Genomic DNA, 18,110 nt, shown 5'->3' on the forward strand with positions numbered 1-18,110 from the left:
TGCGGCGGTCAGGGTTTGGCGGTGGGGAGCGGGGTCCGGTCGGGAGCGCCGCCGATCAGGTCCTGGAAGCGGCGGCGCGGACCGGCCCAGCGCCGGTCGTGGTGATAGGCGCGCAGCACCGCTTTCGATCTGGCCCGGTGCCGGTTCCGGTAGAACCGCTTCGCCCACGGTGAGGTCGGGCGGGCCAGCCTCACCGCGCCCACCAGGGCGACGAACGGAATCAGCGCGCCGAGTACCGCCATGCGCACCTTGCCCTTGAACAGGGCGATCAGTACGAAGGCGAAGTTGACGACGAGCGTCGTGACGATGCTCAGCCGGCCCTGCTGCTCGTCGTCGCTGAGCTCGTCCACCCCGAGCGGCGAGAAGCCGCCGAGGAAGAGCCCCACGAGCGCGGCGGTGAGGACGACGACCTCCACGCTCTGGCGGCCCTGTTCGGTCCAGTACACGTCGTCCAGGTGCAGGATCAGCGCGAACTCGTCGAGTACCAGGCCCGCGCCCACGCCGAAGATCACCGCGCAGAGCGAGGCCCCGAAACCATGCCGGCCGCTGGCGACCGCGCCGAAGCCGCCGAGCACGGTGAGCACCACCCCGGGCACCACGTGATGGACGTGCACGCCCCCGGGCGTGACGTTGCGGAAGGGGCCCTTCCCCGCACGGATCAGCCGGGTGATCATCCGAGTGATGGCGAACGTCAGCACGAAGGCGGTCAGGGCGAGAAGCATCGGAAGCTTGCCCGGCTCGACGAAGTTCTGGTGCAACCAGTGACCCATGCCACCCACTCCCGATAAGTCACATCAGATACATTTGAGGCGATTTGCCCAATCTATCGTCGACGGGCACCGGCTAGCCTGCGCGCGGTGACCTCCCTGAACAGCCACGGCCTGCGTTTCGCCTTCGGCACCCTCACCGCGCTCCCCGTCCGCGTGACCCGCTGGGACCGCGAGACCGCCCGCGCCGGCATGATGTGCGCCCCCCTCGCCGGGCTCCTGGTGGGCCTGCTCGCAGCCGTGCCGGGCGCCCTGTCGCTGCTGCTGGGTTCGGGGCCCCTGCTCGCCGCGGTGGTCTCCGTCGCCGTACCGGCGGCCGTCACCCGGGGGCTGCACCTGGACGGCCTCGCGGACACGGCGGACGGCCTCGGCAGCGCGAAGCCCGCCGGGGAGGCGCTGCGCGTCATGAAGCAGTCGGACATTGGTCCGTTCGGTGTCATCACCCTGCTCCTCGTCCTGCTGGCACAGGTCGCCGCCCTCTTCGAGCTGTTCGGGCAGAGCTGGGCGCACGGCGCCGCCGGGGCGGTGGTGGCCGCGGTCGCCGCCCGGCTGGCGCTCACCCTGGCGTCCCGTCAGGGCGTCCCGCCGGCCCGGCCCGAGGGCCTGGGGGCGGCGGTGGCGGGAACGGTCCCCCGCGGCGGTGCGGCGGCCGTGGCCGTCCTGGCCGTCGTGGCCTGTGCGGGCGCGGGGGCCCTGCTGGGCGGTTACGGGGCGGCGCACCACGCCCTGGCCGTGGTCGTCGCCCTGGGCGTCGCCCACCTGCTGCTGCGGCACTGTGTACGGCGCTTCGGCGGGGTGACGGGGGATGTGTTCGGGGCGCTGGAGGAGACGGCCGCGACGGCGGCGCTGGTGGTGCTGGCGTTCTAGCTCCCCGCGCAGGTCTCGCGCCAGGGGTCGAGTGCGTACTCCTTGCGCAGGGAGCTCAGCTTCAGCCGCCGTGACTGGGCGCAGTACTCGGCCGGCTCCAGCTCGTACTCCGCGTGGAGGACCGCCTTGCCCGCCTCGATGAACGGGGAGACGGCGTCGCACTCCTCGTACTGGGCGCACTGCTCGTTGACCGCGAAGTCGAAGTCGGGCTCCAGCTCCGGGATCTGGTCCAGGTCGTTCTTCAGTCCCACCGAGAGGTCGTGCCCGTGGGCGAGGCGGGCGATCAGCCGGTTGTAGCGCAGCTGGTCGTCGGCGGTGAGCGGAAAGCCGGACGGGTTGAGGTAGGCGTCCATGTTGTCCGGCTCCACCGCGTCGAAGCCCTTCTTCGCGCACATCGCGATCCGTGCGTCCATCAGCGGCTCCAGGACGTCGGTGCGGCGGATGTCCAGCCAGCGCTCGCCCTTCCAGCCGTTGCCTTTGCCGAGCACCGCCGCCGGGAACTTCCCGGCGTCCGGGCGGAACTCCTCCCAGGCGCCGGTGGAGAGGTAGCAGATGACCTTGCGGTCCCGGCGGTGCAGTTCCGCCACCTGCGCCGCACCGTTCTCGAAGCCGTCGATGTCATAGACCGGCGCGTCCACCGAGGTGTCGAGCTTCCCGGAGAGCTGCCACTGCCAGTCGGTGCCGGGCTCGGGGCGCCAGTACGCACCCGGGTCCCGTCGTCCGGAGGCGGAGGGGTCCGCCGAGGATGCGGCCGGGGAGGGCGGCGGCGAGGACTGCGGCGGGGTCGGCGGCGCCGAGGTGCAGGCGGCGAGCAGAAGCAACAGAATCGGTACGGCGGCGGACGGCGGCGCCCACGGCCGCGTACCTCGGACCCGGCCCTGCCACCGCATCGTTCTCCCCCTGTTCGAGCCGGCCCCGGCAACGACCCTACCGGCGCGGCCCCTTCGTGCCGGACCCGGCCGCCCGGCGGACGCGCGTACACCCGGGCGGGGCCGGGGACGGCCCGCCGCTGTGAGGCAACAGGAAAGGCGCGCGTAGGCTCATTCCCGGCACATTGCGGCGCCGTCTACGATGCGCCGGGCACGGTCGGCCCACCCCTCGACCGACAACAGAACTCAACGGAAGCGAGATTTCACCACCGTGACTGCTCTCACTCTCAGCACTGCCGGTGCGGCGACGCTGCGCGCCGACGCTCTCGTCGTCGGCGTCGCCAAGGGCGCTGGATCCAAGTCTGGGGACCTGGTCCTCGCGCCGGGCGCCGAGGCCGTGGACAAGGCGTTCGACGGAAAGCTCGCCGCCGTCCTGGAGACCCTGGGTGCCTCCGGTGCCGAGGGCGAAGTGACCAAGCTCCCCGCGCCGGCCGGCCTCAAGGCCCCGGTCGTCATCGTGGTCGGCCTCGGTACGGTCCCGGACAAGGACGACGCGTTCGACCCCGAGACGCTGCGCAAGGCCGCGGGCTCCGCCGCCCGCGCGCTGGCCGGTTCCAAGAAGGCCGGCTTCGCGCTCCCCGTCACGTCCGTCGAGGACGCCGGCGCGGTCGCCGAGGGCGCGCTCCTGGGCGCGTACGCCTTCACCGCCTACCAGGGCGGCGAGAACTCGCTCGCCCCCAAGGGCGCCAAGAACAAGGGCCCGAAGCTGCCGCTCGCCGAGGTGGCCCTGCTCGGCACCAAGCCGCGCGACAAGGCGTTCAAGGCCGCCGCCGAGCGCGCCACCGCGCTCGTCGAGGAGATCAACCGCGCCCGCGACCTGGTCAACACCCCGCCGAACGACCTGTACCCCGAGTCCTTCGCCGCCGTGGCCACCGCCGCGGGCAAGGAGCACGGCATCAAGGTGCAGGTGCTCGACGAGAAGGCCCTCGTGAAGGGCGGCTTCGGCGGTCTGCTGGGCGTCGGCCAGGGCTCGGCCCACGGCCCCCGTCTCGTGAAGCTCGCCTACACGCACCCCAAGGCGGAGAAGACCCTGGCCCTCGTGGGCAAGGGCATCACCTACGACTCGGGCGGCATCTCGCTCAAGCCGGCCGGCCACAACGAGACGATGAAGTGCGACATGAGCGGCGCCGCCGCCGTGTTCGCGGCCGTCGTCACCGCCGCCCGTCTCGGCCTCCGGGTCAACGTCACCGGCTGGCTCGCGCTCGCCGAGAACATGCCGTCCGGCAACGCCACCCGCCCCGGTGACGTCCTGCGCATGTACAGCGGCAAGACCGTCGAGGTCCTGAACACGGACGCCGAGGGCCGGCTCGTCCTCGCCGACGCGCTGACCCGCGCCTCCGAGGAGAACCCGGACGCCATCGTCGACGTCGCCACCCTGACCGGCGCGATGGTCCTCGCCCTGGGCAACCGCACGTTCGGCATCATGGCGAACGACGACGCCTTCCGCACCTCCATCCACGAGATCGCCGAGGAGGTCGGCGAGGCCTCGTGGCCGATGCCGCTCCCCGCCGACCTGCGCAAGGGCATGGAGTCCCCGACCGCCGACATCGCCAACATGGGCGAGCGCATGGGCGGCGGCCTGGTCGCCGGTCTGTTCCTCCAGGAGTTCGTGGGCGAGGGCATCGCCTGGGCGCACCTGGACATCGCGGGCCCCGCCTTCCACGAGGGCGCACCCTACGGCTACACGCCGAAGGGCGGCACCGGTTCCGCGGTCCGCACCCTGGTCGCGCTGGCGGAGCACACCGCCGCCGGCGACCTCGGCTGACCCGGTCCTCCGTGACGTCGGCCCCGGGCATACGTCCGGGGCCGTACGCGTTCACGCAGGGGCGCCGGAAGGCCTCACCCATTTTTTGTACGCAGCAGTAACCCCCGGAGGCGGCTGATCATCCGCCTCCGACCCGGGCCCCGCGTCCCGCCCGCCGTCAACAAGTGCGAAGATGGGTTCTCGGCAGGACAGGGCCCCCACCACAGGGCCGAAAGACAAAGCGGCCGAACACCAGCCGACCGGCCGGTCACACCCCAGCGACGGGGCCCCGGCGTACGGCGCACATGCATGGAGGACGTGACGTGGCGAACGACGCCAGCACCGTTTTCGACCTAGTGATCCTCGGCGGTGGTAGCGGCGGGTACGCCGCGGCCCTTCGCGGAGCGCAGCTGGGTCTGGAAGTCGCCCTGATCGAGAAGGGCAAGGTCGGCGGCACCTGCCTGCACAACGGCTGCATCCCCACGAAGGCGCTGCTGCACGCCGGCGAGATCGCCGACCAGGCCCGCGAGGCCGGTCAGTTCGGCGTGAAGGCCACCTTCGAGGGCATCGACATCGAGGCCGTCCACAAGTACAAGGACGAGGTCATCTCGGGCCTGTACAAGGGTCTGCAGGGACTCATCGCCTCGCGCAAGGTGCACTACATCGAGGGTGAGGGGCGGCTCTCCTCCCCCACCTCCGTCGACGTGAACGGCGAGCGCGTCACCGGCCGCCACGTCCTGCTGGCGACCGGCTCCGTGCCGAAGTCGCTGCCGGGCCTGGAGATCGACGGCAACCGCATCATCTCCTCGGACCACGCGCTGAAGCTCGACCGTGTCCCGAAGTCCGCGATCGTCCTGGGCGGCGGCGTCATCGGCGTCGAGTTCGCCTCGGCGTGGAAGTCCTTCGGCACCGACATCACCATCGTCGAGGGCCTGAAGCACCTCGTCCCGGTCGAGGACGAGAACAGCTCGAAGCTTCTTGAGCGCGCGTTCCGCAAGCGCGGCATCAAGTTCAACCTCGGCACCTTCTTCGACAAGGCCGAGTACACGCAGGACGGGGTCCGCGTGACCCTCGCCGACGGCAAGACCTTCGAGGCCGAGGTGCTTCTGGTCGCCATCGGCCGTGGTCCGGTCTCGCAGGGTCTGGGCTACGAGGAGGCCGGCGTCGCGATGGACCGCGGCTACGTCCTCGTCGACGAGTACATGCGGACCAACGTCCCGACGGTCTCGGCCGTGGGCGACCTGGCCCCGACCCTTCAGCTCGCGCACGTCGGCTTCGCCGAGGGCATCCTCGTGGCGGAGCGGCTGGCCGGTCTCAAGACCGTGCCGATCGACTACGACGGCGTGCCGAAGGTGACGTACTGCCACCCCGAGGTCGCCTCCGTCGGCATCACCGAGGCCAAGGCCAAGGAGATCTACGGTGCGGACAAGGTCGTCGCCCTCAAGTACAACCTCGCGGGCAACGGCAAGAGCAAGATCCTGAAGACCGCGGGCGAGATCAAGCTCGTCCAGGTCAAGGACGGTGCCGTGGTCGGCGTCCACATGGTCGGTGACCGTATGGGCGAGCAGGTCGGCGAAGCACAGCTGATCTACAACTGGGAGGCGCTGCCCGCCGAGGTCGCGCAGCTCATCCACGCCCACCCGACGCAGAGCGAGGCGCTCGGCGAGGCTCACCTGGCCCTGGCCGGCAAGCCCCTCCACTCCCACGACTGACCCGGTCGAACGGGCGCGACGAGACGACCGACCACTTCCGCACTTTCGTAAGGAGCAACTGAAACCATGTCGGTTTCCGTAACCCTTCCGGCGCTCGGCGAGAGCGTCACCGAGGGCACTGTCACCCGTTGGCTGAAGGCCGAGGGCGAGCGCGTCGAGGCCGACGAGCCGTTGCTCGAGGTCTCGACCGACAAGGTCGACACCGAGATCCCGGCGCCCGCCTCCGGCATCCTGTCGTCCATCAAGGTCGCCGAGGACGAGACCGTCGAGGTCGGCGCCGAGCTGGCCGTCATCGACGACGGTTCGGGCGCGCCCGCCGCCGCTCCGGCTGCCGAGGCCCCCGCGGCCGAGGCTCCCGCCGCCGCTCCGGCCGCTGCCGCATCCGGCACCGACGTCACCCTTCCGGCGCTCGGCGAGAGCGTCACCGAGGGCACCGTCACCCGCTGGCTGAAGCAGGTCGGCGAGGAGGTCACCGAGGACGAGCCCCTCCTCGAGGTCTCCACGGACAAGGTCGACACCGAGATCCCGGCCCCGGTCTCCGGCGTGCTGCTGGAGATCGTCGTCGGCGAGGACGAGACCGCCGAGGTGGGCGCGAAGCTCGCCGTCATCGGTGCCCCGGGTGCCGCTCCGGCGGCCGCCCCGGCCCCCGCCGCTCCGGCTCCTGCCGCTGCTCCGGCCCCGGCTCCGGCCGCCCCGGCTCCGGCGCCCGCCGCCGCAGCTCCGGCCCCGGCAGCTCCGGCTGCCCCGGCTCCCGCGCCCGCTCCGGCGGCGCCCGCCGCCGCGGCTCCGGCTCCGGCCGCCGCTCCGGCACCCGTCACCCCGGCACCGGCCGCACCGGCCGCGCCTTCCGGTGACGACGGCGCGTACGTCACGCCGCTGGTCCGCAAGCTCGCCGCCGAGAACGGCGTCGACCTGGGCGCGGTCAAGGGCACCGGTGTCGGTGGCCGTATCCGCAAGCAGGACGTCGTCGCCGCCGCGGAGGCCGCCAAGGCCGCCGCTGCCGCTCCGGCTCCGGCCGCCGCAGCTCCGGCCGCCAAGGCGCCGAAGCTCGAGACGTCCCCGCTGCGCGGCCAGACGGTCAAGATGACCCGTATGCGCAAGGTCATCGGCGACAACATGATGAAGGCCCTGCACTCGCAGGCCCAGCTGACCTCGGTGCTCGAGGTCGACATCACGAAGCTGATGAAGCTGCGCAACCAGGCGAAGGCCTCCTTCGCCGCCCGCGAGGGCGTCAAGCTGTCCCCGATGCCCTTCTTCGTGAAGGCCGCGGCCCAGGCGCTGAAGGCCCACCCGGTCGTCAACGCCCGGATCAACGAGGACGAAGGCACCATCACGTACTTCGACTCGGAGAACATCGGCATCGCCGTGGACGCCGAGAAGGGCCTGATGACCCCGGTCATCAAGGGCGCGGGCGACCTGAACATCGCCGGTATCGCGAAGAAGACCTTCGAGCTGGCCGGCAAGGCCCGCGGCGGCGGTCTGACCCCGGACGACATGTCCGGTGCCACCTTCACGATCAGCAACACCGGTTCGCGCGGTGCGCTGTTCGACACCGTCATCGTGCCCCCGAACCAGGCAGCCATCCTGGGCATCGGTGCCACGGTCCGCCGTCCGGTGGTCATCAACCACCCGGACCTCGGCGAGACGATCGCGGTGCGCGACATGACGTACCTCTCGCTCTCCTACGACCACCGTCTGGTGGACGGCGCGGACGCCGCCCGTTACCTGACGACGGTCAAGGCGATCCTGGAAGCCGGTGAGTTCGAGGTCGAGCTCGGCCTCTGAGCGACGCGCCTGTAACCAGCCTCACCAGCGGCGCCCCCGTCCGGATCACTTCCGGCCGGGGGCGCCGCCGTATTGTCTAGACACCAGCGGTCGCCCAGGTGGCCGCGTGGTGCAGGCAGCGCCGGATTGCTCAGAAGGAGCCCCTCATGACCCCGCCCGTCGTCCACTCGCTGCGCGAACAGATCCGCGAGCACATCGTGGACGGGATCGTCAGCGGGCGCTGGAAGCCGGGCGAGCGGATCGTGGAGCGCCGCATCGCGACCGAGCTGGAGGTGAGCCAGACCCCCGTACGGGAGGCCCTGCGCGAGCTGGAGACCCTCCGCCTGATCGAGTCGGCGCCCAACAAGGGCGTACGGGTGCGGAATCTGACGGCGGCCGACCTGGAGGAGAGCTACCCCGTACGTGCGGGCCTGGAGCAGATCGCGGCAGAGCTGGCGGCCCCCCGCCTCGGGGACGACTGCTCGGCGCTGGCGCCCCATGTGACGGCCCTGTACGAGGCGGACCGGCTGGCCGACGGCGAGGCCCAGGTGCGGCACACCGTGGCCTTCCACCGGGAGATGGTGCGGGCCGCGGGCAACGCCGTGCTCCTGCACACCTGGGAGGGCCTGGGCATCGAGGTGTTCACCGCCCTGTCGATCCGGTGGCTCGGCACGGTGCAGAAGTCGTACGCGGAGGAGCACGAGGCGCTCATCGAGGCGTTCCTGCGGAAGGACCCGCAGATCGGCGCCCTGGTCAAGGCACACGTCCTCGGCTGCGCGCCTCGTGCGTGACCCCCTTGCCCATCTGTAGCACCCGGCGCTCGCCTGCACAGTCGAGCGCCGTTTTTATCCTATTTGTGACGTCACTGCGTGCCCTGTTTCGAGGCACCGAATGCCACTTTCTTCATATCGAGAAGTTTTGCCCTTCAACCCTTTGATCGATCATCGATCAGCGCTCTACAGTTCACTCCGCGGGCCCACCGGCCCCATCGCCCTGTCCTGCCAGCCAGGGCCTTCTCCACCCCCCTCCTCTCCGGAAGGCGGCGATCATGACCGACCCCGTAGGAAAGCTTCCGAGCGAGCTCGACCAGCTCCCGGACCGTGACCCCGAGGAGACCGCTGAATGGGCGGCCTCCCTCGATGCCGTCACCAAGGCCGCCGGCCCGCACCGGGCCGCGTACCTCATGCGGCGCTCGCTCCAGCACGCCGAGGGTGCCGGTCTCGCGCTGCCCAAGCTGCTGGAGACCGATTACGTCAACTCCATCCCGACCGCCGCGGAGCCCGCCTTCGACGGTGACCTGGAGATGGAGTCCCGCATCACCGCGTGGAACCGCTGGAACGCGGCGGCCATGGTGACCCGTGGCGCCCGCTACGGCGTCGGCGGCCACATCGCCACCTTCGCGTCGGCCGCCTGGCTGTACGAGACCGGCTTCAACCACTTCTTCCGCGGCAAGGAGGGGGACGGCTCAGGCGACCAGCTCTACATCCAGGGCCACGCCTCCCCCGGCATCTACGCCCGCGCCTTCCTGGACGGCCGGCTCAGCGAGCAGCAGCTCGACAAGTTCCGCCAGGAGGCGGGCGGCGAGGGCCTGCCCTCCTACCCGCACCCGCGGCGGCTTCCCTGGCTGTGGGAGTTCCCCACCGTGTCGATGGGCCTCGGCCCGCTCTCGGCCATCTACCAGGCGCGCTTCAACCGCTATCTGGCCAACCGCAACATCAAGGACACGTCGAACTCGCACGTCTGGGCCTTCCTGGGCGACGGCGAGATGGACGAGCCCGAGTCGACCGCCGCCCTCGCCCTCGCGGCCCGTGAGCAGCTCGACAACCTGACCTTCGTCATCAACTGCAACCTGCAGCGTCTCGACGGCCCGGTCCGCGCCAACTTCCGCGTGGTCCAGGAGCTGGAGGGCGCGTTCCGCGGAGCCGGCTGGAACGTCGTCAAGACGCTCTGGGGCAACGCCTGGGACGAGCTGTTCCAGCTGGACACCTCCGGTGCGCTGATACGCAGGCTCCGGGAGGTCCCGGACGCGCAGTTCCAGACGTACGCCACCCGCGACGTCGCCTACATCCGCGAGCACTTCTTCGGCGCCGAGCCCGCGCTCGCCGAGCTGGCCGGACTGCTCACCGACGCGAAGATCGCCGAGTGCTTCTACACCTCGCGCGGCGGCCACGAGGCCCGCAAGGTCTACGCGGCGTACAAGGCGGCCGTCGAGCACAAGGGCGCGCCGACCGTGATCCTCGCGCAGACGGTGAAGGGCTACACGCTCGGCAAGGGCTTCGAGTCCAAGAACGCCAACCACCAGATGAAGAAGCTGTCGGTCGACGAGTTCAAGGACATGCGCGAACTCCTCGGTCTGCCGATCCCGGACAGCGCCTTCACCGACGGCCTCGTGCCGTACGGCCACCCGGGCGCGGACTCCCCCGAGGTCCGCTACCTCCAGGAGCGCCGCGCCGCGCTCGGCGGCCCCGCACCGGCACGCCGGGTGCACGCGGTGGCACTGCCGGAGCCGGAGGAGCGCGCGTTCCAGGCTCTGTACAAGGGGTCCGGCAAGCAGGAGATGGCCACCACCATGGCGTTCGTACGCCTGGCCAAGGACCTGATGCGGGACAAGCAGACCGGCAGGCGCTGGGTGCCGATCGTCCCGGACGAGGCGCGCACGTTCGGCATGGAGTCGCTGTTCCCGTCGGCGGGCATCTACTCGCCGCTGGGCCAGACGTACGAGCCGGTCGACCGCGACCAGCTGATGTACTACAAGGAAGCCAAGGACGGCCAGATCCTCAACGAGGGGATCACCGAGGCCGGTGCCATGGCGGACTTCATCGCCGCGTCGACGTCGTACGCGACGCACGGCGAGACGATGATCCCGTTCTACATCTTCTACTCGATGTTCGGCTGGCAGCGGACCGGCGACCAGATGTGGCAGCTCGCCGACCAGCTCGGCAAGGGCTTCATCGTCGGTGCGACGGCCGGCCGGACGACGCTGACGGGAGAGGGCCTCCAGCACGCGGACGGCCATTCGCACCTCATCGCGTCGACGAACCCCGCCTCGCTGAACTACGACCCGGCGTTCGCGTACGAGGTGGCGGTGATCGTCAAGGACGGTCTGCGCCGGATGTACGGCCCCGACGCCGAGGACGTCTTCTACTACCTGACGGTCTACAACGAGCCGAAGCGCCAGCCCGCGATGCCGGAAGGCGTCGAGGAGGGCATCGTCAAGGGCCTGTACCGCTTCAAGGAGGGCACGCCCGCGGGCGCGGACGCACCGCGGCTCCAGCTGCTGGCCTCCGGTACGGCGATCCACTGGGCCCTTGAGGCGCAGGAACTGCTGGCCGCGGACTGGGGTGTCACGGCCGACGTCTGGTCCGCGACCTCGTGGGGCGAGCTGCGCCGCGAGGCGCTGCTGGCCGACGAGGCGATACTGCACGGCGAACAGCGGGTGCCGTACGTGACGCAGGCGCTGTCCGGTGCGCCGGGCCCCGTGCTCGCCGTCAGCGACTGGATGCGTGCGGTTCCGGACCAGATCAGCCAGTGGGTGGAGCAGGACTGGTCCTCGCTCGGCACGGACGGCTTCGGTCTCTCCGACACGCGTGAGGCGGCCCGCCGCCACTTCGGTGTCGACGCCCAGTCGGTCGCGGTCGCGGCGCTGGCCCAGCTGGCGCGGCGCGGCGAGGTACCGGCGTCGGCGGTGAAGGAAGCACGGGAGCGGTACGGTCTCTGACCTGGCCGCCTTCGCCCTCGATCGCCGGGCAGGCTCGAACCTTCGAACCTGCCCGGCGATCGAGGGCTCTTTTCTTGCGCCTGCCCGGCCATGGGGGCGCAGTTCGGGGGCGCCCTCACAATGGCCCCATGCGTGCTGCCCGTCTGATCAAAATGGTGCTGCTGCTCCAGTCCCGCCCCTCCATGACCGCGGCACAGCTGGCGCGGGAGCTGGAGGTGTCCGAGCGGACCGTCACCCGGGACGCCCAGGCGCTGTCCGAGGCGGGGGTGCCCGTGTACGCGGAGCGGGGGCGGGCGGGCGGGTACCGGCTGGTCGGGGGGTACCGGACCCGGCTCACCGGGCTGGCACGGCACGAGGCCGAGGCGCTCTTCCTCTCCGGCCTGCCGTCCGCCCTGCGGGAGATGGGGCTCGACGACGCCGCGTCCGCGGCCCGGCTGAAGGTGTCGGCGGCTCTGCTGCCCTCGCTCCGCGACGCCTCTGCCAGCGCGGCTCAGCGCTTTCACCTGGACGCGCCGGGCTGGTACCAGGAGCCCGTGACGCCCGAGCTGCTGCCCGCCGTCGCGGAGGCCGTCTGGGACGACCGGATCGTCAGGGCGCGCTACCGCAGGGCCGGTGCGCGGGACGAGGCCGATCGGGAGCTCTCCCCGTACGGGCTCGTCCTGAAGGGCGGCATCTGGTACCTCTGCGCGCGGGCACAGGACGGCTTCCGGGTGTACCGGATCGACCGGTTCGCGGCCGTCACGGTGACCGACGAGCGCTTCGTCCGCGACGAGGACTTCGATCTGCCCGGCTTCTGGGACGCGCGCTCGGAGCAGTTCGCCCGGTCGATCCTGCGCACCGAGGTGACCGTGCGCGTCTCGGAGGCGGGTGCCCGGCGGCTGGCGCACACCGGCGACCGGGCGGCTGCCCGGGAGGCGCTGGAGCGCGCCGAGCCGCCCGGCCCCGACGGCCGGCGCACGCTCACCCTCGCCGTGGAGTCGCTCGACGTCGCGTACGGCCAGTTGCTGGGACTCGGGCCGGAGCTGGAAGTGCTCGAACCGGCCGGACTCCGCGCACGGTTCGCCGATGCGGCCGAACGGATGCGCGATCTCTATGGCTGAAGGGCTTCATTTCGGTGTCTCCGCGTGCGTCGCCCGTCGCCAAGGCCGATGCTTGACCCGTGATGGACGAGACGGAGTTCTGGGAGATCATCGACAGCACCCGCGAGGCCGCCGATGGCGACCCCGAGGACCATGCCGATCTGCTCGTCGAGCGGCTGGTGCAGCTCGACCCCGACTCCGTGCTGGACTTCGCCCGGCATTTCGAGGCCCGCTACAACCGCGCGTACCGCTGGGACCTGTGGGGCGCGGCGGCGGTGCTGCTCGGCGGGGCGAGCGACGACGCGTTCGACTACTTCCGCTGCTGGCTGATCGGGCAGGGCCGGGAGGTCTTCGAGGGTGCGGTGCACGATCCGGACAGCCTCGCCGAGCTCCTCGACGACTTCGACGAGGAGTTCGACGGGGACGGTGAGGATCTCGGTTACGCCGCCGACGAGGCGTACGAACAGCTCACCGGAGTGGTCACGCCGGACCTCGGTGTCCCGCCCCAGTCGGCCGAGCCGGAGGGCGTGCCCTTCGGCCTGGAGGACGACTCCCAGCTGGCCGCCCGCTTCCCCGCGCTCTGGGACCGCTTCGGCCCGGCCTGAGGCCGAAGGGCCTCGCGAGGGCCTGTAGGGGGGCCGGGCGCCATGATCCTGGGCGGCCGGGGATGTTCAGGGCGCGAGCGAACGGCCCATCAGTACGTCGTCGACGTACCGTCCGTGGAGGAAGAACTCGCCGGGGAGTACACCCTCGACCACGAAGCCCTCAGCCGCGTACAGCGCGCGGGCCGGGGTGTTGTGGCCGAGGACCCGCAGGGTGATGCGGTTGGCGCCCTGGCGCCGCGCCTCGGCGAACGAGGCGTGCAGCAGGGCTCGTGCGACGCCCCGCCCGCGCGCCCAGTCGGCCACGGCGAGGCCCTGTATCTGGCGCACGTGCGCGTTGCAGGCGAGCGGGGTGGGCGCGACCAGCCGGATGTAGCCGGCGAGGGCCGGCCGGCCCTCGGTGTCCTCCGCCTCCGCCACGAGGAAGTCCTCCGGCCGGTGCCCCTCGTCAAAGAACGGCTCGTACGGGGGCTGGGGCTGCGGCTGCACCGCGTGCAGCGTCGACCAGGTGGCCCGGTCGAGTTCTCCCAGCGCCTCGTTGTCGGCGAGGACGGCGTGACGGACGGGGCGCGTGCGCAGTTCGGGCATACGTTCCACTCTGGCACGCTCCACCCCCTGCGGTCAGCGCGTTCTCTCGAATCGCGACGCCCCACGGGCGGCCGGAACACGGCGTCGCGAAGCACGGCTGAGGCAGGATGGGGCCATGCCGCACTCCCGTATCGCCGTCACCGGTTCGACCGGACTCATCGGAGCGGCGCTGGTGCGTTCGCTCCTCACCGACGGGCACGAGGTGGTCCGCCTGGTGCGCCGGCCTGCCACCGCGGGCGACGAGGTGGAGTGGGACCCCAAGCGCCAGTACGTCGACGTGGCCGGGCTCGTCGGCTGTGACGCCGTCGTCCACCTGGCAGGCGCCGGAGTCGGTGACCGCCGCTGGACGGAGGCGTACAAGCGCGAGATCCGGGAGAGCCGGGTGCTGGGCACGGCGGCGATCGCCGAGGCCGTCGCCTCCCTCGACACCCCGCCGAAACTGCTGTTGTCCGGGTCGGCGATCGGCTACTACGGCGACACCGGGGACCGGGCGGTCGACGAGAGCGCTCCGCCCGGCGAGGGCTTCCTGCCGTCCGTCTGCGTGGAGTGGGAGGAGGCAGCGACCGCCGCCCAGGAAGCGGGCGTACGGACCGTGTTCGGGCGCACGGGCCTGGTCGTCGCGCGGGAGGGCGGGGCCTGGGGGCGGCTGTTCCCCCTGTTCAAGGCGGGACTGGGCGGACGGCTCGGCAACGGGCGGCAGTTCTGGAGCTTCATCGCGCTGCACGACCACATCGCGGCGCTGCGGCACATCATCGACACCCCGGCGCTGTCGGGCCCGGTCAATCTGACCGGCCCCGACCCGGTCACCAACAGGGAGGTGACGGCCGCGATGGGGCGGGTGCTGCACCGCCCGGCACTCTTCACCGCGCCGGCGCCCGCGCTGCGGGTCGCGCTGGGCGGCTTCGCGACGGACGTGCTGGGCAGCCAGCGGGTACTGCCCGGTCAACTGCTCGACTCGGGGTTCTCGTTCGCGTTCCCCGGCATCGACGCGGCGATCCGGGCCGCGCTGCGCTGACGCCGGTGTGCGACCCCGTGCCCCGGTGCCCGGTGCGCGCGCTGCTGCGCCCGTATCGGCCATCCTCCTAGCCTCGACCCGAACTCGGGCATTCCGGGGGCCTGTTGGGGGCAAGAGCCCCCCACCAGTCGCACCGACTCGGGGAGGGGTACGTGATCGGCACGGCACATCACGCAGACGTGATCATCATCGGGGCCGGGACAGCCGGCCTGTCGGCGGCCCATCAGCTGCACCGGGCGGGGGTGAGCGTCAGTGTCCTGGAGGCCGCCCCCTGTGTCGGCGGCCGGATGGTCACCCACGACATGGACGGATTCCGGCTCGACCACCTGGGACCGCTGCTCAGTTCCGCCTGCCCGGAGCTGAGCCTCGCTCCCGCTCTCGAAGGGCTGGTGCTGCGGGACTTCGCTCCGGGGCCGCTGGTCCACAGCGAGGGCCGCCTGTACCGCACCGGCACCATACGGAGCGCGAGGGGCGCACTGAGAGCGGTGCGCCCCCGATCGAGCGCCCCCCACGCACCGCTGGGCGGGGCGATCGAGCAGGCCCGCCTCGGCGCCGCGCTGGGGCGCCTGGCCTCCACGCCCGTCTCCCGGCTCCGGGCCCGCCCGGAACGGACCGCTCTCGCGGCCCTGTCGGCGCGCGGCCTCCCGTCCCGTACGGTCAACGGCTTCCTGCGCCCGCTGCTCTCCGCGCTGCTCGGTGACCCCGAACTCACCACGTCGAGCCGCGTCGCCGATATCGCCCTGCGCGGCTACGCGCGCGGCGGGCTGTGCGTACCGGCGGGCGGCTCGTCGACCCTGCCCGAGATCCTCGCGGCCACACTGCCGGCCGGCACCGTACGGACCGGCGTCCATGTCACCGCCGCCGGCATCAGCTCGGTGCGCACCAAGGAGCACGGCGAACTGCGGTGCCGCTCCCTGCTGCTGGCCACCGGGGCGGGCGCCGCCGCCGAACTGCTCCCGGGGCTGCGGATACCGTCGTTCCACCCGGTGACGGTGCTGCACCACACGGCCCCCTCTCCCCCGGCGACCGGCACCTCGCTGCTCCTGGACGCCGACCGCTCCGGCCCGGTCGCGCACACCGCCGTGATGAGCGAGGTCGATCCCTCACGTGCCCCGCGGGGCCGGGCGCTGATCACCTCGACGGTGCTCGGCACACCGCCGCCGGATCTCGACCGCGCGGTCCGCAGGCATCTCGCGGCGCTGTACGGAACGTCCACGGACGGCTGGGAGCTGCTGGCGGCCCATCACGATCCGGAGGCGGTCCCCGCGATGCCCGCACCGCACGATCCGCACCGGCCGGTCCGGATGCTCGCCGGGCTGTACGTGTGCGGCGACCACCGAGACACGAGCACGGTCCAGGGCGCCCTGCACTCGGGACGCCGAGCCGCCTCCGCGATTCTCGCCGACCTGGGCGTACAGGAGGGACACGGAGCCGAGGCGCCGCTCACCACGGCCGCCTGAGGCGGCGCGCACCGGAGGAGTCACCGGCAGCGCCACCGGGGCCGGGTCAGCCGAGGGCGGCGACGCGGTCCCGGTAGTGGCGTACGGCCGCCGCGTCCCGGTACGGCTCCAGACGGCGCTCGAAGTCGCGCACGTACTCCGTGGCCCGGACCGACCTCATCTCCGAGGCCTGCCGGGCCGCGTCGGCGCCCAGGGAGCACGCCTGGTCGAGCTCGCCGAGGCCGAGCCGCGCGGAGGCGAGCACCACCTGGCAGAACAGCCGGCTGCGGGCGTACGCCGGAGCGCGCAGCTGGAGCGAACGTTCCGCGTACTGGGCGGAGGCCCTGTGGTGCTGGAGATCGCGGTGGCAGTGCCCGAACTCGTCGGCGAGCTGGGCCTCGTCGAAGTACCTGGCCCAGTGCGGGGTCTCGTCCCCGGCCCTGGCGGTCTCCAGGGCCCGTTCGGCCCGGGCGAGCGCGGCTGTGCAGGTCCTGGCCTCACCGAGCACACCGTGTCCGCGCGCCTCGACCGCGTGCAGTATGGCCTGCACCACGGGCGGCGCCGCCGATCCGATGCCCTGCTGGGCGACGCGCGCCAGCTGGACCGCTTCCCTGCCGTGGCCGAGGTACACCGCCTGACGGCTCATGGTCATCAGGACGTAGCTGCCGTAGCCCCGGTCCCCCGCCGCCTGCGCGAGCCTCAGCGCCTGGACGAAGTACCGCTGGGCGAGGCCGTGGGCGGCGATGTCGTACGAGGTCCAGCCCGCCAGCCTGGTCAGGTCCGCGGCGGCGGAGAACAGCCGGCGGCCGGTGGCCTCGCCGTAGCTCCCGCGGAGCATGGGCTCCGCCTCGTGCTCCAGATAGCGGACGAGGGCCTGGCGGGCGTGCCCGCCGCCGTACGCGTTGTCGAGGGTGCGGAAGAGCTCACCGACCGAGCGCAGGGCGGCGACGTCACCGCTGCTCACCCGCTGGCCCGGGCCCCGCTCGGTCTGCCGCTGGCGCGGCACGGCCGAGAGTTCGGGAGGCGGTGGCGCCTGATGCGTGGGCGGCCTGGCGGGGCCGGGGCGGGCGCTGTTCCGGCCGGCCTGCCCCTGTGGGGCGTGGGAGCCGTGCGCTCCGTGGTGACCGCCCGCCAGGGTCACCGCCGCCGCCCCCACGGCGCCCTGGGGACCACCCGGACCGCTCCCCCCGCGCGAACCAGCCGCCCCCGCGGCTCCTGCGACCCCGTGAGCCCCGCCGCTCACGACCGGCCCGGTCGCACCGGCCGCGCCCGCCGCACCGCGCGACGCGGCGGCGGCGGCCGGTGGCTCGGTGCTGCCCACGCACTCGTCGGCCCGCCCGATCAGCCAGTCCCGGCTGGGGACGACGAGCCCGGCCGGCGTGAACGCGATCTTCCTTAACTCCGCGTGGCTTCCGGAATCCTTGCGCCAGAGCCCGCTGACGATGTCGACCGCCTCGGCGGGTGTGGCCGCGAACTCCAGACCGGCGTAGACGGGCGCGCAGGCGTCGAGCCCGAGGTCCTGGGCGGAGAGCCTGCGCCCCAGGCGTCGGGTGAAGACCTCGGCGATCAGCGCGGGAGTGGTGCCCCGGGGCTGCTGACCACGCAGCCACCGGGTCACGGACGTCTTGTCGTACCGCAGGTCGAGGCCGTGCTCCAGACCGAGCTGATCAACCCGGCGGGCCAGACCGGCATGGGAGAACCCGGCTTCGGCGATGAGCGCGGCGAGCCTGCGGTTGGGGGTGCGCTGCGGAGGTCGTTCCGACATCAGCTGTACGGTCTCCTGCCTTCGTGGCCGGGCGGGCAGCCCTTATGGAACGGCGCGAATTTAGCGGCCCCGGCCACACGCGCGGCCACCTTCGCCCCACATTCATCCGATCGTGTGAGGA

The 18,110-nt window shown here is 72.1% G+C and carries 14 protein-coding genes; 10 read left to right on the plus strand and 4 right to left on the minus strand.

From position 1 onward, the window contains the following. Positions 1-8: 8 nt before the first annotated feature. Entirely contained in the window at positions 9-770 is a 762-nt protein-coding gene (locus AB0C82_RS19065) for a hypothetical protein (protein WP_362843053.1), read from the minus strand. Positions 771-857: 87 nt separating this feature from the next. Here AB0C82_RS19065 and cobS point away from each other — a divergent pair, with 87 nt between their 5' ends. Continuing rightward, a complete protein-coding gene (cobS, locus tag AB0C82_RS19070) occupies positions 858-1,634 on the plus strand; it encodes an adenosylcobinamide-GDP ribazoletransferase (RefSeq protein ID WP_362843056.1) in 777 nt (258 codons plus the stop codon). On the opposite strand, the gene AB0C82_RS19075 is transcribed toward cobS, so the two are convergent. Further along, a complete protein-coding gene (locus AB0C82_RS19075; protein WP_362843058.1) occupies positions 1,631-2,524 on the minus strand; it encodes an endo alpha-1,4 polygalactosaminidase in 894 nt (297 codons plus the stop codon). The two genes, cobS and AB0C82_RS19075, sit on opposite strands and share 4 nt — an antisense overlap. Positions 2,525-2,774: 250 nt before the next feature. Here AB0C82_RS19075 and AB0C82_RS19080 point away from each other — a divergent pair, with 250 nt between their 5' ends. The 7 genes from AB0C82_RS19080 (at position 2,775) to AB0C82_RS19110 (ending at position 13,185) form a co-directional block, all read left to right on the plus strand. Continuing rightward, positions 2,775-4,328, plus strand: coding sequence for a leucyl aminopeptidase (locus tag AB0C82_RS19080; protein WP_362843060.1), 1,554 nt, complete (start codon positions 2,775-2,777; stop codon positions 4,326-4,328). A 302-nt stretch (positions 4,329-4,630) separates the two neighbouring features. Next, the gene (gene lpdA, locus AB0C82_RS19085; protein ID WP_362843063.1) at positions 4,631-6,019 is read left to right on the plus strand and encodes a dihydrolipoyl dehydrogenase; all 1,389 of its coding nucleotides are present in this window, start codon (positions 4,631-4,633) and stop codon (positions 6,017-6,019) included. Positions 6,020-6,085: 66 nt separating this feature from the next. Continuing rightward, a complete protein-coding gene (gene sucB, locus AB0C82_RS19090; protein WP_362843065.1) occupies positions 6,086-7,804 on the plus strand; it encodes a 2-oxoglutarate dehydrogenase, E2 component, dihydrolipoamide succinyltransferase in 1,719 nt (572 codons plus the stop codon). A 146-nt stretch (positions 7,805-7,950) separates the two neighbouring features. Next, positions 7,951-8,574, plus strand: coding sequence for a GntR family transcriptional regulator (locus AB0C82_RS19095; RefSeq protein ID WP_362843068.1), 624 nt, complete (start codon positions 7,951-7,953; stop codon positions 8,572-8,574). A 257-nt stretch (positions 8,575-8,831) separates the two neighbouring features. Continuing rightward, positions 8,832-11,501, plus strand: a complete 2,670-nt coding sequence (gene aceE, locus AB0C82_RS19100) for a pyruvate dehydrogenase (acetyl-transferring), homodimeric type (protein WP_362843070.1) — start codon at positions 8,832-8,834, stop codon at positions 11,499-11,501. 128 nt (positions 11,502-11,629) lie between these two features. Beyond that, complete coding sequence (locus tag AB0C82_RS19105; RefSeq protein WP_362843073.1) at positions 11,630-12,601, plus strand: WYL domain-containing protein; 972 nt, start codon at positions 11,630-11,632, stop codon at positions 12,599-12,601. A 62-nt stretch (positions 12,602-12,663) separates the two neighbouring features. Next, positions 12,664-13,185 (plus strand): DUF4240 domain-containing protein, encoded by a 522-nt coding sequence (locus tag AB0C82_RS19110; RefSeq protein WP_362843182.1) that lies wholly within the window; start codon positions 12,664-12,666, stop codon positions 13,183-13,185. A gap of 66 nt (positions 13,186-13,251) precedes the next feature. Here AB0C82_RS19110 and AB0C82_RS19115 read toward each other — a convergent pair whose 3' ends face one another. Continuing rightward, positions 13,252-13,770 carry a GNAT family N-acetyltransferase gene (locus AB0C82_RS19115; protein WP_362843076.1) on the minus strand — a complete coding sequence of 173 codons (519 nt, stop codon included), beginning with the start codon at positions 13,768-13,770 and terminating at the stop codon, positions 13,252-13,254. Positions 13,771-13,885: 115 nt separating this feature from the next. On the opposite strand from AB0C82_RS19115, the gene AB0C82_RS19120 reads away from it, so the two are divergent. Then, entirely contained in the window at positions 13,886-14,785 is a 900-nt protein-coding gene (locus tag AB0C82_RS19120; protein WP_362843079.1) for a TIGR01777 family oxidoreductase, read from the plus strand. A gap of 152 nt (positions 14,786-14,937) precedes the next feature. Further along, positions 14,938-16,245: an NAD(P)/FAD-dependent oxidoreductase gene (locus AB0C82_RS19125; RefSeq protein ID WP_362843082.1), complete on the plus strand. Its 1,308-nt coding sequence runs from the start codon at positions 14,938-14,940 to the stop codon at positions 16,243-16,245. A 46-nt stretch (positions 16,246-16,291) separates the two neighbouring features. Here the strand turns inward: AB0C82_RS19125 and AB0C82_RS19130 are convergent, their stop codons facing one another. Next, a complete protein-coding gene (locus tag AB0C82_RS19130; protein WP_362843084.1) occupies positions 16,292-17,989 on the minus strand; it encodes a regulator in 1,698 nt (565 codons plus the stop codon). Between the last annotated feature and the right edge of the window lie 121 nt (positions 17,990-18,110).

This window comes from Streptomyces sp. NPDC048560, assembly GCF_040650955.1.
Lineage (GTDB): Bacteria > Actinomycetota > Actinomycetes > Streptomycetales > Streptomycetaceae > Streptomyces.